The organism is Sandaracinobacteroides sayramensis, from assembly GCF_022014495.1.
Lineage (GTDB): Bacteria > Pseudomonadota > Alphaproteobacteria > Sphingomonadales > Sphingomonadaceae > Sandaracinobacteroides > Sandaracinobacteroides sayramense.
In genome coordinates, this window is record NZ_JAKLSQ010000018.1 from 64,061 (window position 1) to 86,596 (window position 22,536).

The 22,536-nt window shown below is 69.5% G+C and carries 23 protein-coding genes; 10 read left to right on the forward strand and 13 right to left on the reverse strand.

All coding sequences use genetic code 11. From position 1 onward, the window contains the following. The first annotated feature begins 91 nt into the window (after positions 1-91). Both L6Q21_RS13190 and L6Q21_RS13195 read left to right on the forward strand, forming a co-directional pair. Positions 92-847: an alpha/beta fold hydrolase gene (locus L6Q21_RS13190; protein WP_237831231.1), complete on the forward strand. Its 756-nt coding sequence runs from the start codon at positions 92-94 to the stop codon at positions 845-847. Between the two features lie 35 nt (positions 848-882). After that, positions 883-2,427 carry a DUF4403 family protein gene (locus L6Q21_RS13195; protein ID WP_237831232.1) on the forward strand — a complete coding sequence of 515 codons (1,545 nt, stop codon included), beginning with the start codon at positions 883-885 and terminating at the stop codon, positions 2,425-2,427. 268 nt (positions 2,428-2,695) lie between these two features. On the opposite strand, the gene L6Q21_RS13200 is transcribed toward L6Q21_RS13195, so the two are convergent. Then, the gene (locus L6Q21_RS13200; RefSeq protein ID WP_237831233.1) at positions 2,696-3,565 is read right to left on the reverse strand and encodes a dienelactone hydrolase family protein; all 870 of its coding nucleotides are present in this window, start codon (positions 3,563-3,565) and stop codon (positions 2,696-2,698) included. A 53-nt stretch (positions 3,566-3,618) separates the two neighbouring features. On the opposite strand from L6Q21_RS13200, the gene L6Q21_RS13205 reads away from it, so the two are divergent. Both L6Q21_RS13205 and L6Q21_RS13210 read left to right on the forward strand, forming a co-directional pair. Continuing rightward, entirely contained in the window at positions 3,619-4,428 is an 810-nt protein-coding gene (locus tag L6Q21_RS13205) for a Rossmann-fold NAD(P)-binding domain-containing protein (RefSeq protein WP_237831234.1), read from the forward strand. After that, positions 4,425-4,835, forward strand: a complete 411-nt coding sequence (locus L6Q21_RS13210) for an EVE domain-containing protein (RefSeq protein WP_237831235.1) — start codon at positions 4,425-4,427, stop codon at positions 4,833-4,835. Before L6Q21_RS13205 ends, L6Q21_RS13210 begins: the two co-directional genes overlap by 4 nt. Positions 4,836-5,310: 475 nt before the next feature. Here L6Q21_RS13210 and rlmN read toward each other — a convergent pair whose 3' ends face one another. Both rlmN and L6Q21_RS13220 read right to left on the reverse strand, forming a co-directional pair. After that, the gene (gene rlmN, locus L6Q21_RS13215) at positions 5,311-6,492 is read right to left on the reverse strand and encodes a dual-specificity RNA methyltransferase RlmN (protein ID WP_237831305.1); all 1,182 of its coding nucleotides are present in this window, start codon (positions 6,490-6,492) and stop codon (positions 5,311-5,313) included. Between the two features lie 433 nt (positions 6,493-6,925). Further along, entirely contained in the window at positions 6,926-7,582 is a 657-nt protein-coding gene (locus L6Q21_RS13220) for a histidine phosphatase family protein (protein ID WP_237831236.1), read from the reverse strand. A gap of 97 nt (positions 7,583-7,679) precedes the next feature. Between L6Q21_RS13220 and L6Q21_RS13225 the strand changes: the two genes are divergently transcribed. The 4 genes from L6Q21_RS13225 (at position 7,680) to L6Q21_RS13240 (ending at position 12,757) form a co-directional block, all read left to right on the forward strand. Then, a complete protein-coding gene (locus tag L6Q21_RS13225; protein WP_237831237.1) occupies positions 7,680-8,387 on the forward strand; it encodes a CoA transferase subunit A in 708 nt (235 codons plus the stop codon). Continuing rightward, on the forward strand, positions 8,387-9,022 hold the full coding sequence (locus L6Q21_RS13230) for a 3-oxoacid CoA-transferase subunit B (protein ID WP_237831238.1): 636 nt from the start codon (positions 8,387-8,389) through the stop codon (positions 9,020-9,022). Before L6Q21_RS13225 ends, L6Q21_RS13230 begins: the two co-directional genes overlap by 1 nt. 66 nt (positions 9,023-9,088) lie before the next feature. Next, positions 9,089-12,352, forward strand: a complete 3,264-nt coding sequence (locus L6Q21_RS13235; protein ID WP_237831239.1) for an amidohydrolase family protein — start codon at positions 9,089-9,091, stop codon at positions 12,350-12,352. Between the two features lie 60 nt (positions 12,353-12,412). After that, positions 12,413-12,757 (forward strand): YbaN family protein, encoded by a 345-nt coding sequence (locus L6Q21_RS13240; RefSeq protein WP_237831306.1) that lies wholly within the window; start codon positions 12,413-12,415, stop codon positions 12,755-12,757. A gap of 475 nt (positions 12,758-13,232) precedes the next feature. Here the strand turns inward: L6Q21_RS13240 and L6Q21_RS13245 are convergent, their stop codons facing one another. After that, the gene (locus tag L6Q21_RS13245; RefSeq protein WP_237831240.1) at positions 13,233-14,606 is read right to left on the reverse strand and encodes a protein adenylyltransferase SelO family protein; all 1,374 of its coding nucleotides are present in this window, start codon (positions 14,604-14,606) and stop codon (positions 13,233-13,235) included. A gap of 10 nt (positions 14,607-14,616) precedes the next feature. Further along, positions 14,617-15,339 carry a TetR/AcrR family transcriptional regulator gene (locus L6Q21_RS13250; RefSeq protein WP_237831241.1) on the reverse strand — a complete coding sequence of 241 codons (723 nt, stop codon included), beginning with the start codon at positions 15,337-15,339 and terminating at the stop codon, positions 14,617-14,619. Positions 15,340-15,469: 130 nt separating this feature from the next. Here L6Q21_RS13250 and L6Q21_RS13255 point away from each other — a divergent pair, with 130 nt between their 5' ends. Next, entirely contained in the window at positions 15,470-16,339 is an 870-nt protein-coding gene (locus L6Q21_RS13255) for an alpha/beta fold hydrolase (protein WP_237831242.1), read from the forward strand. Between the two features lie 31 nt (positions 16,340-16,370). Further along, positions 16,371-17,438 carry an NAD(P)H-dependent flavin oxidoreductase gene (locus tag L6Q21_RS13260; protein ID WP_237831243.1) on the forward strand — a complete coding sequence of 356 codons (1,068 nt, stop codon included), beginning with the start codon at positions 16,371-16,373 and terminating at the stop codon, positions 17,436-17,438. A gap of 1 nt (position 17,439) precedes the next feature. Here L6Q21_RS13260 and L6Q21_RS13265 read toward each other — a convergent pair whose 3' ends face one another. The 8 genes from L6Q21_RS13265 to L6Q21_RS13300 are packed head-to-tail and all read right to left on the reverse strand — an operon-like array spanning position 17,440 to position 22,536. Continuing rightward, positions 17,440-18,570 (reverse strand): EscU/YscU/HrcU family type III secretion system export apparatus switch protein, encoded by a 1,131-nt coding sequence (locus L6Q21_RS13265; protein WP_237831244.1) that lies wholly within the window; start codon positions 18,568-18,570, stop codon positions 17,440-17,442. Then, positions 18,563-19,354 carry a flagellar biosynthetic protein FliR gene (locus L6Q21_RS13270; RefSeq protein WP_237831245.1) on the reverse strand — a complete coding sequence of 264 codons (792 nt, stop codon included), beginning with the start codon at positions 19,352-19,354 and terminating at the stop codon, positions 18,563-18,565. The genes L6Q21_RS13265 and L6Q21_RS13270 overlap by 8 nt, the downstream gene beginning before the upstream one ends. 10 nt (positions 19,355-19,364) lie before the next feature. Next, the gene (locus tag L6Q21_RS13275) at positions 19,365-19,634 is read right to left on the reverse strand and encodes a flagellar biosynthetic protein FliQ (protein WP_237831246.1); all 270 of its coding nucleotides are present in this window, start codon (positions 19,632-19,634) and stop codon (positions 19,365-19,367) included. Positions 19,635-19,636: 2 nt separating this feature from the next. Beyond that, a complete protein-coding gene (gene fliP, locus L6Q21_RS13280) occupies positions 19,637-20,419 on the reverse strand; it encodes a flagellar type III secretion system pore protein FliP (protein WP_237831247.1) in 783 nt (260 codons plus the stop codon). Then, positions 20,416-20,745, reverse strand: coding sequence for a flagellar biosynthetic protein FliO (locus tag L6Q21_RS13285; protein ID WP_237831248.1), 330 nt, complete (start codon positions 20,743-20,745; stop codon positions 20,416-20,418). Before L6Q21_RS13285 ends, fliP begins: the two co-directional genes overlap by 4 nt. Beyond that, the gene (locus tag L6Q21_RS13290; protein WP_237831249.1) at positions 20,745-21,230 is read right to left on the reverse strand and encodes a FliM/FliN family flagellar motor switch protein; all 486 of its coding nucleotides are present in this window, start codon (positions 21,228-21,230) and stop codon (positions 20,745-20,747) included. Before L6Q21_RS13290 ends, L6Q21_RS13285 begins: the two co-directional genes overlap by 1 nt. After that, positions 21,227-22,033: a FliM/FliN family flagellar motor C-terminal domain-containing protein gene (locus tag L6Q21_RS13295; protein WP_237831250.1), complete on the reverse strand. Its 807-nt coding sequence runs from the start codon at positions 22,031-22,033 to the stop codon at positions 21,227-21,229. Before L6Q21_RS13295 ends, L6Q21_RS13290 begins: the two co-directional genes overlap by 4 nt. A gap of 2 nt (positions 22,034-22,035) precedes the next feature. Beyond that, positions 22,036-22,536, reverse strand: a complete 501-nt coding sequence (locus L6Q21_RS13300; RefSeq protein ID WP_237831251.1) for a flagellar basal body-associated FliL family protein — start codon at positions 22,534-22,536, stop codon at positions 22,036-22,038.

A 22,536-nucleotide genomic window follows, 5' to 3' on the forward strand; every position in this document is an offset into this window, starting at 1 on the left:
CTCGCCCACAAGAATGGCCCCGGCACCGCCGCTTCGCAAGGGCAAGCCAGCGGGCTTGCGTGCGCCCACGCGCGCGGGCATGCATTTTTTCATGGCTGAGACACGCGACTTCGCCGGATTCGACGGCACCCGGCTTGCCTGCACCGAGATGGGCGAAGGCCCGGCCATGCTTCTGCTGCACGGGCTGTTCTCCAGCGCCCGGACCAACTGGGTCCGCTATGGCACGGCGAAGCGGCTGGCCGACGCCGGCTACCGCCTGATCCTGCCGGATTTTCGCGGCCATGGCGGCAGCGACACCCCGGCGGACCCCGAAGCCTGGCCGGCCGACGTGCTGGCGCAGGACATCGAGGCGCTGATCGCCCAACTGAACCTCGGCACCGATTTCGTGCTGGGCGGCTATTCGCTGGGCGCCCGCACCTCGCTCCGGCTGCTGGCGCGGGGGCTTCGCCCGCGCGCCCTCATGCTGGGCGGCATGGGGCTGGCCGGAATTACCGGCGGCTCCGAACGCGGGCAATGGTTCATCCGCATGATCGAGGGGCGCGGCACCTGGGCGCGCGGCACCGCGGAATTCACCGCCGAGGCCTTCATGAAGGCCAGCATCGAAAACCCCGACGCGATCGTCCACCTGCTGCAAGGCCAGCAGAGCACGGCGGAGGCGACCCTCGCCGGGCTCGCCCTGCCGACGCTGGTCGTCTGCGGCGCGGACGACCGGGACAATGGCTCGGCCCCCGATCTCGCCGCCCGCATTCCCGGCGCCCGCTACGTGGAGATTCCCGGCAACCATATGTCGGCCGTGACCCGCCCGGAGCTGGGCGAAGCGATGCTGGCTTTTCTTCAGGATTTATAAGGCGCGGAAAGACAGGCCGCACCAGGAGGGGGCATATGCGGAACGGAAAAGGCATCAAGGCTGGCCTGATCGCGGTTCTGGCGCTGCTGGCCGCCTGCAACCGCGGCGATCCCGGGGCTCCACCGCGCGTGGAGGAAAGCGCCGAAGTGCCGGTCGTCACCTCGCGGGTGGTGGTGCCGGTGAAGGCCAGCCTCTCCGATCTGGAAGCCGAGCTGAACCGGGAAATCCCGGCGACGCTCTATTCCATCGACCAGCAGGAAAAAGTCTGCGTTCCGCCGGCCCGCATCACCGTCTGCCTGAAGCATGAACGCCCCTGCAAGGGGGAGGAATGCCGCGACGTGCCCTGCAAGGTGGGGCGGAAGAATGCCGCGATCACCCCTTCGATGAGCTGCCGCATCGTCGGCACCGTCACCCGCGGGCCGATCCGGCTTTCCGGCAACGGCGACATGATCCATCTGCGCATGCCGGTGTCCGGCCATGTCGAGGCGCGCGACGTGGGCCGCGTCCTTTCGGAAAGCGCCGATGCCGATGCCGAGGTGCGGGCGAACATCCGGCTGGGCATGACGCCCGACTGGCAGCCGACCGCGAAGGTGACGATCGATTATGACTGGACGAAGAAGCCCGGAATCGAGCTGCTGGGCAGGCGCTTCACCTTCGCCGGACGCGCCGACCCGGAATTGCACAAGGTCATCGAGCGGCTGGAGGCCTCCATCCCCGGCCACTTGCGCAAGCTGCAGCCGCGCGCGCAACTGGAACAGGCCTGGGCCAAAGGCTTCACCTCGCTGGAGCTGAATGCGAAGAACCCGCCCGTCTGGATGCGGCTGACGCCCAAACAGTTGAGCTATGGCGGCTATCATGTGAACGCCCGCGATCTCGTGCTGCGGCTGGAACTGGAATCCGGCGTCGAGACGTTCGTCGGCAACCGGCCGCCCGACCCGATCGCCACCCCGCTTCCGCCTTCAGGCCGGATCGACGGGCCGACCGGATTCCGCGTGATAGCCCCCGTCATCGCCGATTACGCCCAGCTGGAGCCGGTGCTGGAAAAGGCGCTGACCAGGCTGGCGGCGAAGCCGATCCCGGTGCCGGCCATCGGCGACGTGAAGGCCGGATTCGGCCCGCCCACCATCTACGCCACCGAAGGCGGGCGGCTGGCGATCGGCCTGCCGATCGAGGCGCAAAGCGCGAAGTTCGGCGTGCCCACCAAGGGCAAGGTGTGGCTGACGGGCGTGCCTTGGAACGAGCCAAGCTCCCCCGTCGTAAAGGTGCGGGATCTGCAGGTGGCCGGCAGCGCCGACCGGATGGCGGGCAATCTGGTGCTGGCCGTCGCCCAGTCGCCGGCCGTGATCGCGGAAATCGAAACCGCCCTCACGCAGAATTTCGCCAACGACCTCAACAAGCTCAAAGGCAAGATCGACAAGGCGCTGACCGCCAAGCGGCTGGGCGATTTCGTGATGGACGTCGAGATGACCGGGCTCAGCTACGGCGTGGTGAAGCCGCTGGGGCAAGGCGCCTACCTGCCGGTCGAAGTGACGGGGCACGGCGCATTGCGGTGGCAGCCGGAAATCAAGGAGAAGAAATAGGGTTTTCGCCTCCGGCGGCCAGGGCTTTGCCCCCCCCCGTCGCCGGATGGCCGACACTGAGATGTCCGAAGGGGCTTTGCCCCTTCACCCCAGCAGGGAAATGATTTCCCTGCACCCTCTTTTGGTTTGCGTGAGTGGATTGCACCCGGCCTTGTGCGCGTGATGCCGGGTGACTGCCTGCGGCGCTAGGGAGTGCACGACAAGTCCGCTCCCCACTCCGTCACCCCGGGTCAAGCCCGGGGTGACGGGATAGGGAAGAGCCGCCCGCCTACAGGAAGCGCTTGAACCATTGCGTCGCATCGGCCCAGGCCGCCTTGGCGGAAGCCTCGTGGAAGCTCGGCCGGTAATCGGCCAGGAAGCCATGGTCGGCGCCGGGAAAGACGCGGATATGGCTCTTCGAGCCGGCCGCCTTCAGCGCCGCGTTCATCTTCTCCACGTCCGCCAGCGGAATGCCCTTGTCCAGCTCGCCATAGAGGCCGAGCACCGGCGCCTTCAGATCCGCCACCACGTCGATCGGATGCTTCGGCTGCAGTTCGTTCGGCTGGCCCAGCAGCCGGCCATACCAGGCGACCCCCGCCTTCAGCCCCGGATTGTGCGCGGCGTAAAGCCAGGTGATCCGCCCGCCCCAGCAGAAACCCGTCACCCCCAGCCGCTTCGCATCGCCGCCATCCTTGCCGGCGAAGGCCGCCGCCGCATCCAGATCGGCCATCACCTGCGCGTCCGGCACCTGCGAGACGATGGTCTTGACCAGCGTCTGCACGTCCGGCGCGGTCGTCGGGTCGCCCTGCCGCTGGTACATGTCGGGCGCGATGGCGTAATAGCCCAAGGCAGCGAAGCGGCGCGTCACGTCGCGAATCCATTCGTGCAGGCCGAAAATCTCCTGCACCACCAGGATCACCGGCGGGTTCTTCACCCCCTTCGGCTTCGCGCGATAGGCGTTCATCTGAAATCCGCCCGCGGCCGGGAAGCGGATCATCCCCTCCTCCAGCCCCTCCGCCGGCGTGCGGGTCGCCGCCGCGCTGACCGGCTGCGCCGCCAGCGCATAGCCGAACGCCGCCGCGCCGCCGCCCAGCGCCGCGCGCCGGCTGACGCCCGACATGCGGACCCAATTCTCGGTTTCGGGCAGGCGGTCGGTCATATCGGCTTTCCTTTCACTTGGCGCCACAGGCCGTCGGGCGTTAGGAGCATAGCATGCTGCTCATCCTCGGACAGGGTTATTCCGGAACCTTCATCGCCAACGCCGCCCGGGCCGCCGGCCTTTCCGTCACCGGCGTGACGCGCAGCGGCGGGCCGGGCCTGATCCGCTTCGACAGCCCCGACCTGCCGGACCGCATCGCCGCCGCCACGCACATCCTCTCCTCCGTCCCGCCGGAATCGGAAACCGCGGACGGCGACGACCCGGTTCTCGCCCGCTTCGGCGGGCAATTGCGCGCCCATGAAGGCTGGCTCGGCTATCTCTCCTCGACCGGCGTTTACGGAGACGCCGGCGGCGCCTGGGTCGACGAAAGCGCCCCCGTCGGCCACGGCCGGCGAACCGCCCGCACCGCCGCCGACCTGCGCTGGCAGGAACTGGGCGCGGCGGTGCTGCGCCTGCCCGGCATCTACGGCCCCGGCCGTTCCGCGCTGGAGCAGGTGCGCGCCGGCACCGCCAAGCGCGTGCTCCGCCCCGGCCACCGCTTCAGCCGCGTGCATGTGGAAGACATAGCCGGCGCCACACTGGCCGCCATCGCCGCCGACTGGCGCGGCCCGCTGAACATCGCCGACACGCACCCGGAAGAACCCGCCCGCATCACCGAATACGCCTGCGCCCTGCTCGGCGCCCCACCACCGCCGCTTCTGGCGCTGGACGACGCGGCGCTGTCCCCCATGGCGCGCCGCTTCTGGACGGAGCGCCGCCTCGTCTCCGGCGAGAAGCTGCGCCGCGCGCTCGGCTACCGGCTGCGGCACCCGGACTACAAGGCCGGCCTGACGGCCATCCACGAAAGGACGATCGCCCGATGAACCGCTGGCTGCTGAAATCCGAACCCGACGTCTACAGTTGGGCGCAACTGGTCGCCGAAGGCGAAACCGTCTGGAACGGCGTGCGCAACAACGCGGCCCGCCTGAACCTCCGCGCCATGAAAGTGGGCGACGAAGCCTTCTTCTACCACTCCAACATCGGCAAGGAGGTGGTGGGCATCTGCCGCATCAGCCGCGAAGCCTACCCCGACCCCACCGACGAAAGCGGCAAATGGGTGGCGGTTTCCGTCCAGCCCGTGCGCAAGCTGCCGCAGCCGGTGACGCTGGCGGCCATGAAAGCCGAACCGGCGCTGGCCGACTTCCAGCTGATCCGCCAGTCGCGGCTGTCCGTCGTGCCGGTGCGCGATGCGGAATGGGAGCTGGTGTTGCGGATGGCGGGGTCGGTCTGAGGTTTTTTGTTTTTGCCTCCGGCGGCCAGGGCTTTGCCCCCCCGTCGCCGGATGGCGACACTAAGATGTCCGAAGGGGCTTTGCCCCTTCACCCCAGCAGGGAAATGATTTCCCTGCACCCTCTTTTGGTTTGCCTGGGTGGATCGATTGCGGCGCTGTGCCGATGAAGGGATCGATTGCCTGCGGCGCTTTGGAACTGCTGCATTCGTCACCCCGGGCTTGACCCGGGGTCCAGCTGTTTTTGCCCGCCATTCGGGCATGATCGGCGAACCTTAGCGCGCGCGGAAGCTGGACCCCGGGTCAAGCCCGGGGTGACGGTGGAGATGGCGGTTGAAACTCCATAGAGTCCGCGCCGCAGGCAATGAATCCTGCCCCCAGCCCGACCTCGCCGCCTTTAACCGAGAATCGGGGGTGCAGGGGCGTCACGCCCCTGCTGGGTCCAGGGCAAAGCCCTGGCCGCCGGAGGCAAAACCCCTTACCAGGCCGCTTCCTTCTCCGCCGCCCGCCGGTCCAGCTCCGCGCGGCTTATCTTTTCGGACGAGCTTTTGAGCTGCCCGCAGGCGGCCATGATGTCCCGGCCGCGCGGGCGGCGGATGGGGGCGGAGATGCCGCCCTGGTAGACGATGTCGGAGAAGCGCTGGACCTGCCGCTCGTCCGAGGTTTCGAAGGGGGCGCCGGGCCAGGGGTTCCAGGGGATCAGGTTCACCTTGGCGGGCAGGCGGTATTTCTTGATGAGGCGGACGAGTTCGTGCGCGTCCTCGTCGCGGTCGTTCTTGTCCTTCAGCATCACATATTCGAAGGTGATGCGCCGGGCGTTGTTGGCGCCGGGATAGTCGGCGCAGGCCTGCAGCAGTTCCTCGATGCCATATTTCCGGTTGAGCGGCACGATCTCGTCGCGGACGTCCTTGGTGACGGCGTGCAGCGAGACGGCGAGGTTCACGCCGATCTCTTCCCCGGCGCGCGCCATCATCGGCACGACGCCCGAGGTGGACAGGGTGATGCGCCGCTTGGAAAGGGCGAGGCCGTCGCCGTCCATCACGATCTTCAGCGCGTCGCGGACATGCTCGAAATTGTAGAGCGGCTCACCCATGCCCATCATCACGATGTTGGTCAGCAGCCGGCCATCGGGCTGGGAGGGCCATTCACCCAGGCTGTCGCGCGCCAGCATCACCTGCCCGACGATTTCCGATGGGGTCAGGTTCCGCACCAGCTTCATCGTGCCGGTGAAGCAGAATCGGCAGTTGAGCGTGCAGCCCACCTGCGAGGAGACGCAGAGCGTGCCCCGGTCGGCGTCGGGGATGAACACCATTTCATATTCCTCGCCGGCGGAACGCAGCAGCCATTTGCGCGTGCCGTCCGTCGAGACATGCGCTTCCACCACTTCCGGGCGGCCGACGACGAAATGGTGCGCCAGCCCTTCGCGCAGCGGCTTCGACAGGTCGGACATATGGGCGAAGTCGGTGGCGCCGCGGTTGTAGATCCAGCCCCAGATCTGCTTGGCGCGCATCTTTGCCTGCTTCGGCTCGGCGAGGCCGGCTTCCAGCAGCAGGTCGGCAATGGCGGCGCGCGGCAGGCCGACGAGGTCGGTCAGGCCGTCGGCGCGCGCGGGCGTGTCGCGGGGCACGGGAACCGCTTCCGCGGCGCCCGGAATGGACATCAGTTCGGTGGGCATGGCCGGCCCATAGCCGAAATCGTGGGAAATCGCCAGTTGGCGCGCAGCTTCCGCGTGTAACAGTCGTTCACTCGCCATCGGGGCGATCGCCGGATAAAGCCCCGCTCGCCGCCGTCAGGGTCGGGGCGGCAAAACAGAGGTTCGGTTCGGATGTGGCAATTGGGCTTCGGCGCAACGGTAGGCGCCATGGTGCTTGCAAACCCGGTGCACGCGGCCCCGGTGCACGCGGCAACGTCCCAGACGATGCAAATCGGGGGTTTCGCGATCCTCGCCTTGTTGCTGGCGTCCAGCTTCGCCACCGCCCGCGCCATGCGCCTGCGGCGGCGGCAATTGCGGGTCAAGCGCTGATATCCCCGCTTGGGGGGATATCGGTGTGCAAGGGCGCTGCTACCGGGGGGTGGCGGCGCCCTTCCTGCGTTCAGGCCGCGCGCGGCCCGGAGGCACCACTGCCGATGTGCAGCGCCCGCTCGGCGCCGTCGGCGATCCGGCTGATGCTGCCCTGCGGCAGGTCGGCGGCGATCTCCACGCCGGCATAGGCACGTCCGCCCACCAGCAGGCCGCGCAGCACGCGGGAAGTGATGCCATGGCTGATGACCAGCGCCGGGGCGGCGCCCGCCTGCGCCAGCCAGCCGGAAAGCCGGCCGGCGATGTCGGCATAATGCTCGCCCTCGGGGATCGGCATTCGGAACAGCCGATGCTCCCGGTCCATGATCTCGCCTTCGTCGGCGACGATCGCGGCATAGTCGCGCCCCGTCCAGCGGCCGACTTCGATCTCGCGCAGGCGGGGGTCCTGGCGGATGTCGAAGAAAGTCCGCCCCAGATGCTCGGCGACGATGGAGGCCGTCTGCAAGGTGCGGCCGGCGGGCGAGGCCCAGATCTCGGGCAGCGGCTCGCCGCTTTCGGCGAAGTGCAGGCGCAGCGCCTCGCCCATCGCTTCCGCCTGGGCGATTCCGTCGCGCGTCAGCGGGGTGTGGGCGTCGTTGCCCTGCATGCGCCGGGCGCGGTTGAACACCGTCTCCGCGTGGCGGGCGAGGTAAAGCGGGGAGGGAGTCGTGGCGAACATGCGGATTGCCATGGCAGGCGGAGTTGCAAGAGGCTAGTGGGGGGCTGGAGCCGGAGCGGGTTTCGATATATCTGAAACCCGAATCGCCTTTCAATTTTGGGGAGGTCCAGTGGCGAACAAGGTCTATGAGGATGCGGCGTCCGCGCTAGACGGGTTGCTGTTCGACGGCATGACGATCGTATCGGGCGGCTTCGGTCTGTGCGGCATTCCGGAAAATTCGATCGCGGCCATCCGCGCGGCGGGGGTGAAGAATCTGACGGTGGTTTCCAACAACGCCGGCGTGGACGGCTTCGGCCTCGGCGTGCTGCTGGAAACCCGGCAGGTGAAGAAGATGATCTCCTCCTATGTGGGCGAGAATAAGGAGTTCGAGCGCCAGTATCTGAACGGAGAGCTGGAGCTGGAATTCTGCCCGCAGGGCACGCTCGCCGAGCGGATGCGGGCCGGCGGTGCCGGAATCCCCGGCTTCTACACCCGCACCGGCGTCGGCACGCTGGTGGCCGAGGGCAAGGAGCATAAGGAGTTCGACGGCGACACCTTCATCCTGGAGCGCGGCATCGTCGGCGACCTTGCCATCGTGAAAGCCTGGAAGGCGGACCGCTTCGGCAACCTCGTGTTCCGCAAGACGGCGCGCAACTTCAACCCGATGGCGGCGACCGCCGGCAAGGTGACGGTGGCCGAGGTGGAGGAGATCGTGGAGGACGGGGCGCTGGATCCGGACCTGATCCACACGCCGAGCGTTTTCGTGCAGCGCGTGTTCGTGGGGCAGTTCGAAAAGCGCATCGAGCAGTTGACGGTTCGGAAAAGGGAGGCCGCCTGATGCCCTGGACACGCGATGAAATGGCCGCGCGCGCCGCGCGCGAGCTGAAGGACGGCTTCTATGTGAACCTCGGCATCGGCATGCCGACGCTGGTGGCGAACCACGCCGGCGACCTCGACATCACCTTGCAGTCGGAAAACGGCATGCTGGGGATGGGGCCGTTCCCGTGGGAGGGCGAGGCGGACGCCGACCTCATCAACGCCGGCAAGCAGACCGTGACCGAGCTTCCGCGCACCAGCTATTTCAGCAGCGCCGACAGCTTCGCCATGATCCGCGGCGGCCATATGGATCTGTCCATCCTGGGCGCCATGGAAGTGGCGGAGAATGGCGACCTCGCCAACTGGATGGTGCCGGGCAAGATGGTGAAGGGCATGGGCGGCGCCATGGATCTGGTGGCCGGCACGCCGCGAATCGTCGTGCTGATGGAGCATGTGGACAAGGCCGGGCGGCCGAAGTTCATCCCCCAATGCACCCTGCCGCTGACCGGCCGCAACGTCGTCGACGTCGTCATCACCGACCTCGCCGTGTTCGAGCGGCCGGACCGCAAGGGCAGCCCCTTCCGGCTGGTCGAGACGGCGCCGGGCGTCACGGCCGACGAGGTGAAAGCCAAGACAAGCGCGAACTTCGTATACTGAAGCCTTTCCCTTGCCCTCCCTCGACCTTAGGGTTCCCCGGAATCATAATCGGTCAGGGAGTGGCGAATGAAAAAATTGCTGGGTGCGCTTCTGATCGGACTCTCGGCGCCTGCGCTGGCGCAGGCCGCCGAGAAACCGAAATGGGACGTGATGACCGCCGGCGGCGCGAAGCTGTCGCAGGTGGCCATCGATGTGAACGAGGGAAGCTGGCTCGACCTCGACGTCTCCCCTGACGGCCGCAGCATCGCCTTCGCCCTGCTGGGCGACATCTACACGCTGCCGATCGGCGGCGGCACCGCCACCCGCATCGCCGAGGGGCTCGCCTGGGAAGTGCAGCCGCGCTTCTCGCCGGACGGGCGGCGCATCGCCTTCACTTCCGACCGAGGGGGCGGCGACAATATCTGGGTGATGAACGCCGACGGTTCCGACAAGCGGCAGGTGACGAAGGAGGATTTCCGCCTGCTCTACCAGCCGGACTGGTCGCCGGACGGGCAGTTCATCGCCGCCAAGAAGCATTTCACCACCCAGCGCTCGCTCGGCACCGGGGAGATATGGCTCTACCATGTCTCGGGCGGCGGCGGGCAGTTGCTGGTGAAGCGGGCGTCGGAACAGGCGCAGAAGGAACTGGGGGAGCCAGCCTTCTCCCCCGACGGCCGGCGCATCTATTACACCCGCAACGTCTCGCCGGGGCCGATCTTCGAATATGCGCAGGATTCGAACACCGCGCTGTTCGCGGTCGAGGCTGTGGACATCGCGACCGGCGAAATCTCCACGGTGATTTCCGCCCCCGGCGGCGCGGTGCGGCCGACTCCTTCGCCCGACGGCAGGTCCATCGCCTTCATCCGCCGCGAGCGAACCGCCTCCAGCCTGTTCGTGCGCGACCTCGCCAGCGGACGCGAGACCCGGCTGGTGGCCGATCTCGACCGCGACATGCAGGAAACCTGGGCGGTCACCGGCGTCTATCCCAACATCGCCTGGACTCCGGACAGCCGCTCCATCGTCTTCTGGGGCAATGGCAAGCTGAAGCGGGTGGACGTGACCGGCGCCAATCTCCGGGAAATCCCCTTCCGCGTGACCGACAGCCGCGACGTAGTGGCCCCCCTCCACCCGGAGATCGAAGTCTCGCCCGACCGCTTCACCACGAAGATGGCGCGCTTCGCCAGCGTCTCCCCCGACGGCCGCACGCTGGCGTTCGAAAGCCTTGGCAAGCTGTGGCTGAAGCCCGCCCCCGGCGGCGCGGCGCGGCGGCTGACGAGCGGCAACGACCATGCGCGCGAACTGTTCCCGGCCTGGTCACGCGACGGGCGAAGCCTCGCCTATGTGCGCTGGACGGACAGCGGCCTGGGGCAGATCCATGTGACCGGGCCGGGCGGCGGCGCGGGCAAGACGCTGGTGTCGGCGCCGGGCCATTACGGCCGCCTGGCCTTCTCGCCCGATGGCAAGACCCTCGCCTTTGAAATCCGCAGGGGGGGGGGCCTGACATCTTCCTCCGGCGCGGGCGAGCCGGGCGTCTGGCGGGTGGCCACCGCCGGCGGCACGCCGGTGCGCGTGGCGACGGGCGTGACCGCGCCGCACTTCGGCGCGGAAAACGATCGCCTGTTCGCCAACGGCTCCGCCAGCGGCAAGCAGACCCTCGTCAGCATGGACCTGAACGGCGAAGCCCGCCGCACCCATGCCAGCGGCGAGATGGCGACGGACTTCCGCGCTGCGCCGGACGGCCGCCTGTTTGCCTTCCGCCAAAATTACGAGGCGCATGTGATGCCGCTGCTGCCCGGGCCGCAGGACGTGCCGGCCGACGCCCGCACCAGCGCGATGCCGGTGGTGCGCGCCAGCCGCAACGGCGCCGACTGGCTGGACTGGTCGGCCGACGGCAGGCGCCTCGGCTGGAGCATGGGGCCGAGCTATTATCAGGTCGACAGCGCGGCCCTGTTCCAGAGCGGCCCCACACGCAAGGAAGCCGCCGGCTTCACGCCGCCCACGAGCGGCGTCTCGCTGGCGATGGAGGTGTCTGCCGACAAGCCCGGCGGCACGGTCGCGCTGACCGGCGCCCGAATCCTGACCATGGCCGGCGCCGATGGCGGGGTGATCGAAAACGGCACTCTGCTGGTGCGGGGCGACCGAATCCTCGCCGTCGGCCCGGCAGCCAGCGTTGCCATCCCCGCCGGTGCCACCCGCATCGACGCGACCGGCAAAACCATCATGCCCGGGCTGGTGGACGCCCATGCCCATGGCCCGTTCGGCACCGGCACGGAGCTGATCCCCGAGCAGAACTGGGTGCAGATGCAGGCGCTGGCGCTGGGCACCACCACCATCCACGACCCCTCCAGCCGCGCCAGCGAGGTGTTCGCGGCAAAGGAGTATCAGCAGGCCGGCAAGCTCCTCGCGCCGCGCATCTTTTCCACCGGCGAGATCGTCTATGGCGCTAAGTCCGCCCGGGTGTTCGCCGAGGTGAACGCGCTGGACGACGCGCTGGCGCACGCGCGCCGGCTGAAGGCGCAAGGGGCGCTGTCGATCAAGAACTACAACCAGCCCCGCCGCGAGCAGCGCCAGCAGGTGATCGAGGCCGGCCGGCGCGAGCGGATGCAGGTGGTGGCCGAAGGCGGCTCACTGTTCGGGCTGGGCATCACCCACATCGTCGACGGCAACGCCACCTTCGAGCATAATCTGCCGGTCGAGCGATTCTACGAGGATGTGATGCAGCTCTGGACGGGCTCGAAGGTGAACTACACCCCCACCCTCGTCGTCTCCTTCGGCGGACTGGGGGCCGACCCCTATTGGCGCGCCCACACCGACATCTTCGAGCAGCCGCTGCTGAAGGCCCACACCCCGCCCGGGGTGCTGGCCGAAAGCATCCGCCGCCCCATCGCCCCCGACGACCAGTATTTCGAGCGGATCGCCGCCCGCGAGGCGAAGCGGCTGGCCGACAAGGGCATCCTCGTCTCCATCGGCGCCCATGGCCAGCAGCCCGGAATCGCCGCCCACTGGGAGCTGTGGAGCTTCGTGCGCGGCGGCATGAGCCCGCTGCAGGCGCTGCAGGCCGGCACCATCGTGCCGGCGCGATCGCTGGGCATGGCGAAGGACATCGGCTCGCTGGAGCCGGGCAAGCTCGCCGACCTGATCCTGCTCGACGCCAACCCGCTGGACGACATCCGCAACAGCGAGAAGGTGGCGCAGGTGATGCTCGGCGGCCGCCTCTACGACGCGGCGACGCTGGACGAACTGGCCCCCACCGCCCGCAAGCGCCCCGACCACTGGTGGGCGGACGGGCAAGGCGAAGGTGGCGCCGGCCTCGGCTGGAGCGCCGGGGAAGCCAACACCCATGGGCACTAGGCGCTGACGGGCGAGCCGCCTCCGCCGGGCCGGCCTTCCTCAAGCCGGTTCACCCGCGGGCTGTGGCTCGCGGCCGGGCTGTTCCTGACCGGCCTCGGGCTGGTGGGGGCGGTGGTGCCGCTGCTCCCCACCACCATCTTCCTCATCCTCGCCGCCGGCTGCTTCGCCCGCTCCTCGCCGCGGCTGGAAGCCTGGATCCTGAACCACCCGCGATTCGGCGGCTTCGTCCGCGACTGGCGCGCCCGAGGCGCCATCCCGCTGCGCGGCAAGCTGTTCGCCACCGGCGGCATGGCGGGCGGCTATGCGGTGTTCTTCCTGACCGCCCGGCCGGACTGGCCGCTGGCGCTGGGGGTGGCTAGTGCTATGGCGGCGATCGCCGGGTGGATCTGGACGCGGCCTGTTTGAGGGTGCGCGCTTGCCTCCGGCGGCCAGGGCTTTGCCCTGGACCCAGCAGGGGCGTGACGCCCCTGCACCCCCGATTCTTGGGGTGATGCGGCGAGGTTGGGGTGGATGCAGGGTTTACTGCCTGCGGCGCTGACCTTGTGGATTTTCAACCGACCGCTTTCACCCGTCACCCCGGGCTTGACCCGGGGTCCAGCTGTTTGGCCCGCCATTCGGGCATGATCGGCGAACCTCGGCGCGCGCGCAAGCTGGACCCCGGGTCAAGCCCGGGGTGACGGGGAAGTGGGGTGTAAAGCGCCGCAGGCAATCGATTATCTTCACATGCCCGACCTGGCCGGTTCCGCACTCACCTGAAGAAAAGAGGGTGCAGGGAAATCATTTCCCTGCTGGGGTGAAGGGGCAAAGCCCCTTCGGACTTCTGTATGTCGCCATCCGGCGACGGGGGGCAAAGCCCTGGCCGCCGGAGGCAAAAGCCCCCTCAGGCTGTCCCAGCCAACGCTTCCCCCATCCGCCGCACCGCTGCGATCTTCAGGTCCAGCGCCGACCAGTCGTCGCGGCTGGCGATCGGTTCCCACAGCGCTTCCACCTCGTCGATGAGGAGGGTGGCGGGCTGGGCGTCGCCCCAATAGGCGTGGTCCAAAGCGCCTTCCAGGGGTTCGAAGCCCGCCAGCGCTTCCAGGAATGCGCCGAAGGCCGGGTGCGGCGCGGAGGGTATGCGGCCGCCTCGGAAGGCGAACCAGACGGCGTCCGGCTGGAGGCCGCTTTCCGCCATTCCCACCTCGAAAGCGCGAACGAGCGATTCCTCGGCCTCGGGCGCTGCGCGCTTCAGGCCGAGGCGCCACAGGGCCTGCCGGCGGACGGCTTGCGCCACCAGTTCCGGCCAGCGGTGGAGGGCGGGCAGCAGGCTTTCGGCTTGCGCCACATGGCGCAGCGCTTTTGCCAGTTCGACGAGGTTCCAGTGTAGGGCTTCTGCCTGCCGGCCGAAGGCGTAGAGGCCGAAATGGTCGAAATAGGCGGCGGTGAAGCCGGCTTCCCAGCGCGGCAGGAAGCGCCAGGGGCCGTAGTCGAAGCTTTCGCCGGAGATGTTCATATTGTCGGTGTTGAGGACGCCGTGCACGAAGCCGGCGACATGCCATTCAGCTACCAGCCGCGCGGCGCCTTCCACGGCGTAGTGCATCAGCGTGGCATAGGGGTCCGCGCCGGGGTCGCGGCGGGCGACGTGCTCCAGCGCGTAGAGGGTCAGCTTCTCGAGGTTCGCCGGCTGCTCCAGCGCCGCCAGCCGCTGGAAGCTGCCATAGCGGATGTGGCTGTGCGACAATCGCACCAGCACCGAGGAGCGGGTGGGCGAGGGCTCGTCGCCGCGCTCCAGCGCTTCGCCGGTTTCGATGAGGGAGAAGCTGCGCGAGGTGGTGACGCCCAGCGCCTCCAGCATTTCGGTGGCGAGGATTTCCCGGACCCCGCCCTTCAGCGTCAGCCGGCCGTCGCCGGAGCGCGACCAGGGCGTGCGGCCGGAGCCTTTGGTGCCGAGGTCCATCAGCCGCCGCTCCCCATCCAGCAGTTGCGCGAACAGGAAGCCGCGCCCGTCGCCCAGTTCGGGGTTGTAGGTGCGGAACTGGTGGCCGTGGTAGCGCAGCGCCAATGGCTGGGGCAGGTTGTCGGGCAAGGGCTGGAACCGGCCGAAATACGCGATCCAGTCGGCGTCCGACAGGCCGGCCAGCCCCACGCTGCGCGCGGCGCGGTCGTTGCGGTAGCGCAGGATATGGGCTGGGAAAGGCGCCGGCTCCACCGCGTCGAAGAAATCCGGCCCCAGCTCGAGGATGGCGCGGCTGGCGCGATAGTCGGGGGCGCTCATGCCGGCTGGATCAGGCGGCGGGGTCGTCGGCCAGGCTTTCGCCGGTGGCGGCGGCGCAGAAACGGACGCATTCGGCGCGAATCCGCAGCTTCTGCTCTTCGCTGGTGCCGGGCGCGAAATATTGCCGCATCGCCTCGCCCACCGCCGCGAAGACCAGGGGCGCCGTCACCGCCGTGTCCAGCCCCCGCGAGCCGTGGCGAAGCGCGATCGCATCCAGATGCGCCTTGGTCCAGCCCACCACCATTTCCTTGGCGGCGTGGAAGAAGGGTTCGGATTCCGGACTATGCTTGTGGATCGCCTTGCTCTTGGCGCAGGCATTCTCCTGCCCCACGTCTTCCCACACATTGTTCACTTCGCAGAAGTCGAAGCAGCGCTTCAGGCTGACGGAGAAGCTGAGGCTGTCCAGCGGGTCGTGGGCCTGCATGGCCGCCACCAGCTTCTGGCCGTGCAGCTTGCCGAGCTCCACCAGCAGCGCCCGCTTGGAGCCGAAATGGTAGAAGATGGAACCTTCCGAGACGTCCGCCTGCCCGGCGATGTCGGCGGTGCCGGTGTTGGAATAGCCGCGCGTTCCGAACAGCAGATAGGCGGCTTCCAGAATGCGGGTGCGGGTTTCGGCCGGGTCGTAGCGGCGCGACCGGCTTTCAGCGTCTGCCTTGACGGCGCGTGGCGTGCTTCGCTGCTGCGACCGTGCCCCGCTTTTCGACCCGAGCGGAGCCTTTGCCTTCGTGGCCACCGGAGCCCATTCCTCTCTCGTTCCCCGCCATCCCGCCGCCGCTTATGCGCCAAAACTGAGTGGCAGTCAAAAGTCGGGCAAAAGCCGGGCCGAAATTGCACTCGGCCGTTGCCCGCCTTAAGGACGTCGGGTGGAGCCAGCCTATACCGACCGCTATCTGTGGACGAGCGACAGCGTGCGCCTGCATTACCGCGACTATGCCGGAAGCGCGGAGCGGCCCGCGCTGCTGTGCCTGCCCGGAATCACCCGCAACGTCCGCGACTTCGATGCCTTCGCCGCGCATTTTTCCCCGCGTTTCCGAGTGGTTGCGACCAGCTTCCGCGGCCGCGGCGAATCCGGCTATGCCCATACGCCGCTCAGCTATGTGCCGCTCACCTATCTGCAGGACACGAGCCTGCTGATCGAGGATGCGGGCCTTTCCCGCTTCGTGATCGTCGGCACCTCGCTCGGCGGCCTCGTCGGCCTGCTGCTGGACGTGACGCAGAAGAAGCGAATCGCCGGGCTGGTGCTGAACGACGTCGGCCCGGAAATGGAAGAAGCGGGGCTGGCGCGCGTGCGCGGCCTATTGGGGCGCGGCGGCAACTGGCAGAGCTGGCTGATCGCCGCGCGCGACATCGCCCGCCGGCAGGCGGACATCTACCCGGACTGGACGCTGGAGCAATGGCTGGCGCACGCCAAGCGCCTCTGCCGTGTCAGCCGCGAAGGGCGGATTGTCTGGGACTATGATCCGGAGATCGCCGCGCCCTTCAACCTGCCCAACAACGCCAGCAGCTCCGCCGCTCTGGACCTGTGGCTGGCGCTGGAAAGCTACCGCGACCGGCCGCTGCTGTCGATCCGGGGGGAGCTTTCCGACATACTCTCGGCCGCCGCGCAGGCGCGCATGGCCGAGCGGATGCCGAACCTCTCCACCGTGACGGTGCCGCGCGTCGGCCACGCGCCGACGCTGGGGGAACCGCAGGCAATGGTGGCGCTGGAAGAATTTCTGTCCGCCTTCGGCTGAACCATTTCACCATCAAGTTCGAGGGGCAGGCATGTTGCACGATCGGCTTTCGCTATCGGTTCCGCTGATCCAGGCGCCGATGGCCGGCGTTTCCACCCCGGCGATGGCGGCGGCGGTCTCCGACGCCGGCGGGCTCGGCTCGATCGCGCTGGGCGCGGCCGGAGCCGATTCGGCCCGGGCGATGATCGCGGAAGTGCGCGCCCGCACGCGGCGGCCGTTCAGCGTCAACCTCTTCGCCCACGCCCCCGCAACGCCGGATCCGGCCCGCGAGACGGCCTGGATCGAATGGCTGGCGCCGCTGTTCGAAGCTTTCGGTGCCGAACCGCCGCGCGCGCTCCACGCCGTCTACAAGAGCTTCGTGGAAGATGCGGACATGCTGGCCATGCTGCTGGAGGAGAAGCCGCCGGTCGTCAGCTTCCATTTCGGCCTGCCGCCGGCCCCAGTCCTCGCCGCGCTGAAGCAGGCGGGCCTGTTGCTGCTGGCGAGCGTGACCAGCCCGGCGGAAGCGGAGGCGGCAGAGGCGGCGGGGATCGACCTGCTGGTGGCGCAGGGGATCGAGGCCGGCGGGCATCGCGGCGCCTTCGATGCGGACGCCCCGGACGACGGCCTGGGCACCATGGCGCTCACCCGCCTGCTGGCGCGGCGGGGAAGGTTGCCGGTGGTCGCCGCCGGCGGGATCATGGACGGGGCCGGAATCGCCGCCGCCCTCAGCCTCGGCGCCGTCGCCGCGCAACTGGGCACGGCCTTCATCCTCTGCCCGGAATCCGCCGCCGCCGAAGCCTATCGCCGGGCGCTGGCCGGGCCGGGCGCGGCGCACACGCGGTTGACGGCGCTGGTTTCGGGACGGCTGGCGCGCTCGCTGCCCAACCGCTTCACGGCGCTGGAGGAAAGTGCCGGCGGGCGCCAGCCGCCCGATTATCCGCCCGATTACCCGATCGCCTACGACGCCGGGAAGGCGCTGCACAAGGCGGCCAGCGCCCGTGGGGAATATGGCTTCGGCGCGCAATGGGCGGGCCAGGGCGCGCCGCTGGCCCGCGCCCTTCCGGCCGCCGAACTGGTCGCCCTTCTGCACGCCGAGCTGCTGGCCGCGCGCGGCTAATTCAGCCTTCCGGCCTGCCATGCTCGTCGAAACGGGCGCCGTCCGGCGCTTCGGCGGGCGGCGGCTGCGCCCCCGGCTGGCCGACACGCAGCACGAAGGCGAGGATGGTGGCGACCGCCGCATAGAGGTCGGCGCGGATCGCCATCCCCACCCGGCCGGTGAAATAGAGCGCCCGCGTCACCGAGGGGTAGGACAAGGTTGTAACATCCCGCTCGGCGGCAAGCTCGCGGATGGCTTGCGCCACCACGCCGCGCCCGCGCGCGACGATGACGGGCGCCGCATCCTGTTCCGGCCGGTAGCGCAGAGCGACGGCGAAATGCGTGGGGTTGGTCAGCACCACCGTCGCATCCGCCATGGCGGCGCGGTTGGCGCGCTTCAGCGTGTCGCGCGCGAGGCGGCGCATCGCCTGCTTCATCTCGGGCGAGCCTTCCTGCTGCTTCATCTCCTCCTTCACATCCTGCTTCGTCATCCGCAGCCGCTGCAGCCAGAGGCGGATCTGGATGGGCAGGTCCACGGCGCCGATCAGCGCCAGCCCCAGGATCAGCGCCAGCACCAGCTTCAGCGCCAGCCCGGCGGCGAGATAGGCGCCGCTGTGCCCCGGCATGGCGGAAAGCCCGGCCAGAAGCGGCACGGCGCCCTTCAGCGTCCAGCCGGCGATGGCGAACAGCACCGCCGCCTTCAGCACCGCCTTCATAAGCTCGATGAGGCCGCGGCTGCCGAAGATGCGCTTGAAGCCGGCGGCCGGATTGAGGCGGCTCCAGTTGGGCGCGAGCTGGCCCGGCGTGAAGCCGATGCCGCCGGTGATGCCCTGACCCATCACGGCGGCGACCAGCGCCAGCGCCGCCAGCGCCGCCAGCGGCCCGGCCAGCGGCCACAGCCGGGCGGCGAGCGCGTCGACCGGGCGGAAGTCGCGGATCTCGGCATGGCCGAAGCGCAACCCCTCGAACAAGGCCATGTGCATCGCTTCCCCGAAGGCCGGCGCCACCGCCCACAGCCATAAGGCCCCGGCGGCGCCGGCGAGTGCGGTTGCGAGTTCGCGCGAGGCGAGGCGGTCGCCCTTCTCCCGCGCCTGCTCTCGCCGGCGGGGGGTGGGCGCCTCGGTGCGCTCGTCCTTGGGGGCCTGCTCAGCCAAGCAGCACCTCGGCGGCTTTCGCCTGCATCGCGGCGAGCGCGCCCGACAGGCTGTCGGAAAGCGCCGGCAGGCCGACCGGCAAGGCGGCGAGCCCGATCAGCAGCATCAGCGGAAAGCCGACGGAGAAGAGGTTCAGCTGCGGCGCGGAGCGCGCCGCCACCGCCAGCCCCAGATTGACGAGCAGCAGCGTCGCCCCCAGCGGCAGGGCGGCGATCAGCCCGGAAGCGAAGGCGAATCCGCCCCAGCCGGCGATGGCCCAGAGCCGCTCCGGCTCGAACAGTGCGGCGGCGTTCGGCATGGCGCGGTAGCTTTCGGCGATCAGTTGCAGGAACAGCAGATGCCCGCCGCTCCCCAGAAAGATCGACCAGATAAGGAGGGCGAACAGCGCCGACAGCACCGGTGTCGGCGGCGCGCCGGGATCGACCAGTGTCGCGAAGCCCAGACCCATCGATTGCGCCAGCCAGTCCCCGGCGATCAGCGCGGCGGCGAAGGCGGCGTGGAGGGCAAGGGCGGCGACCGCGCCGATCAGGATTTCCCCGGCGATCGCCGCCAGCCCGGCCAGCGCCAGAAGCTCGGGCGGAACGGCGGGCGGGTGCGGTGTGCCCAGCAGCAGATAGCCGAAGGCCCCCGCCAGCCCGATCCGCACGCGCACCGGGATCAACTGCCCGCCAAGGGCCGGCAAGGCGGCCAGAGCCGCCCCCGGCCGGATGGAGGCGAACAGAAGCTCCAGCAGGAAGCGTTCCGGCTCCGACTCCATCGGAAACTGGGCGAAAGCCGGCTCCATGGGAAGCGGCCTAGCGCGCCATGTCGGGGATGGCGGCCATCGTCTCCCGCGCGAAATCGGCGATCAGCCCGCCGCTGATCCCGCCGAACAGCATCAGCGCCAGGAACACGCCGATCAGCTTCGGCACGAAGGTCAAGGTCGCCTCCTGGATGGAGGTGGCGGCCTGCAGCAGCCCGATCACCAGCCCGATCAGCAAGGCCGGCACCAGCGCCGGCAAGGTCGCCAGCACCAGCACCCAGAGCGCGCGCGCCGCGCTGTCGTAAAGAAGCGCCTCGCCCATGCTCAGCCGGCGAAGCTGCGGGCGAGCGAGGCCATCACCAGCGCCCAGCCGTCTATCGCCACGAACAGCATCAGCTTGAACGGCAGCGAGATCATCACCGGCGAGACCATCATCATCCCCAGCGCCATCAGCACGCTCGCCACCACCAGATCGATGATGAGGAAGGGCAGGAAGATGAGGATGCCGATCTGGAAGGCGGTCTTCAGCTCGGAGGTGGCAAAGGCCGGCATCAGCACCCGCATCGGCACCTCCGCCTCGCTGGCATAGGGCGCGTCGCCGGCCAGCCCGGCGAAGAGGCTCAGGTCCGCCTTGCGTGTGTTCTTCAGCATGAAGCCGTGCAGCACGTCGCCGGCGCGGGTGATCGCCTGCTCGGCCGGCAGTTCGTCGGCGACGAAGGGTTGCAGCGCGCTGTGGTTGATGCGGTCGAGCGTCGGCTGCATCACGAAGAAGGTCAGGAACAGCGCAAGGCCCAGCATCAACTGGTTGGGCGGCGCCTGCTGCAATCCGATCGCCTGCCGCAGGATCGCCAGCACCACGACGATCCGCACGAAGGCGGTCATCATCAGCAGCACCGAGGGCAGCAGCGCCAGCAGCGTCATCAGCAGCAGCACTTGCAGCGACAGGGAGAAGGGCGTGCCCTTCTCGCCGCCGGCCAGATCGATCAGGCCGCCCAAAGCCGAAGGCGCCTGCGCGGTGACAGGCGCGCCGGCCAGCAGCAGGGCGGCGAAACCGGCGGCGAACAGCAGCAGGTGCAGGATGCGGGGAGGGCGCAGGCGAATCGTCATGGCCGGGGCTCCGCTTCGGTCGGTTGGGCGGGGGCGGGAACGAGGGCGGAATCTTCCGCCAGCAGGGAAATGCCGTGGCCCGAAACGCCGATCAGCAGCAGCCGGCCGTGAAAGCGCACCACCGCCAGCCGCGCGGTCGGCGAAAGCGACTTCACCGCCTGTATCTCCAACGCCTCTGCGGCGGCGGGGAGGCGGGCGGAGGGAAAACCGCCAGCGAAGGCGGGCAGGCGGATCCAGCCGCGCTTCACCGCCAGCAGCGCCGCCACCGCCGCCAGGCAGACGAGCGGCAGCGCCACCGCCAGCCGCATGGCGAACTCCCCCAACATCAGCCGACGGCGCCCGGCAGCAGATCGAGCAGCCGCACCCCGAAGCGCTCGCCGATGGCGACCACTTCGCCGCGCGCGAAAGGCCGGCCGTTGACGAGGATGGTGACCGGCTCGCTCGTCATCCGGTCGAGCGCGAACAATTGCCCCGGCTCCACCGAGAGCAGCTCGCGCAAGGGGATCATGCGGCTGCCGACCTCGACCGACAGCGCGACTTCGATGGCGGCGAGCTGCGGCGGCACCGGCGACTGGCCGGCGGCCGGCGCGGCGCCTCCGCCGGCCGCGCGCCCAGAATCTTTCAGAGCATCCTTCAGAGCATCCTTCGGGGCGTCTTTCGGGCGAGGAGCCGTGGCTGGCGCCTCCAGGGGGTCGGCCGGCTCGTCATAGTCGACGGTGACTCGAGCGCCCGCTTCTCCGCCCCGCGCCGCCGCCCGATTGGCGGCGCGTCTGGTCTCGGCCTTCAGGCCGGGCGGGGCTACGGCGTTCATTCGAAATTCTCCTCGGTCGGCTGCGGCGGGGCCAGCCGGCTCGCCGGCAGAGTGGCGAGACGGCGGCCCGCGGCCAGGATTTCCACATGCTCCGGCCGCTCCAGCGGCAGGATGCTTCCGGGCAGCAGCGCCGCCACCTCCGCCACCGGCAGGCGCATTTCCGCCAGCCGCAGCGCCACCGGCAGCGCCAGGTCCAGCGCCCGCTCCCGCGTCTGGTGCCGCCAGACTTCCGGGTCGGTGCGGGCGGGTTCGGGAAGGCCGGCCTCCAGCCCGTCGAAGCGCAGCGCCATCAGCGTCTCCGTCCGGTCGATCTCCAGCCGGAAGCCGAATTGCGGTGGCAGGCCGTCGTGCTCGACGGCGCGCGGCGGAATCTCCGCAGGGCCGGCCGCCGGCCGGCCGATGGCCGCGAGCGCCCGCCCGGCCGAGCCGGCCAGAAACCGGCCCAGCGTCATCCAGGAGGCGCTGTTGGGCGGCAGCACGGGCATGTCGCCCGCCGGGCCGCCGCCGAACAGCAGATCCAGCAAATGGCCGGCTCCGTCCGGCGCCAGCATCAGCGTGAGCGACGCTGGCTCAGCGCCGGCGACCCGCGGCGGCAGGCGCAGCCGCGCCACGACATGGCTGGCGGCCGAAATATCCGCCGCCTCGTCCAGCCGGCGGGCGGCGCACCGCGCGCCGAAAAGGCGGGTCAGTTCCGGGCCGATCGCCGCCGCCAGCCCCGCCGCATCCGGCAGCAGGGGCGCCGGCGGCGCTTCGGCCGGCGGCTCCGGGAAGGTGGCGCTGGGCCAGGGGATGGGGCGGGCCATGGCTATTGCATCAGGAAGCTGGTGAGGAAAACGTCGTCGATCCCGGCGATCCCGCTCTTGCGCTGGAGCACATCGTTGATCGCCACGCGCATCCGCTTCGCCAGCGCCTCGCGGCCGCCGGGGGCGTTGAGATCGGCTTCGCCGGCTTCCGCCAGCACCCCCAGCACGGCGGAGACGATGGCCACCTGGTGGCGCTTCACCGCCTCCACCACCGGCGCGCCGCCCTGGGTCGAAACGGCGATCTTCACCTGCACGAAGCGGCCCGTATCCTTCATGTTGGCGGTGAAGCTGTTCTCGATCTCCACATATTCGAGCGGCGCCACCTTGGGCGCCGGCGGCTTTTCCGGGCCGGCGGCCGGCAGCAGCGCCGGCGCGAACATCGAGCCGGCGACCCCCGCCGCCGCCCCGGCCAGCAGCAGGACGATCGGCAGCAGCAGGCGCTTCACGCCCCCCTTGCGCGGGGCGGCCTCGGCAGTCGTTGCGGATGCGATGGCTTCAGCCAT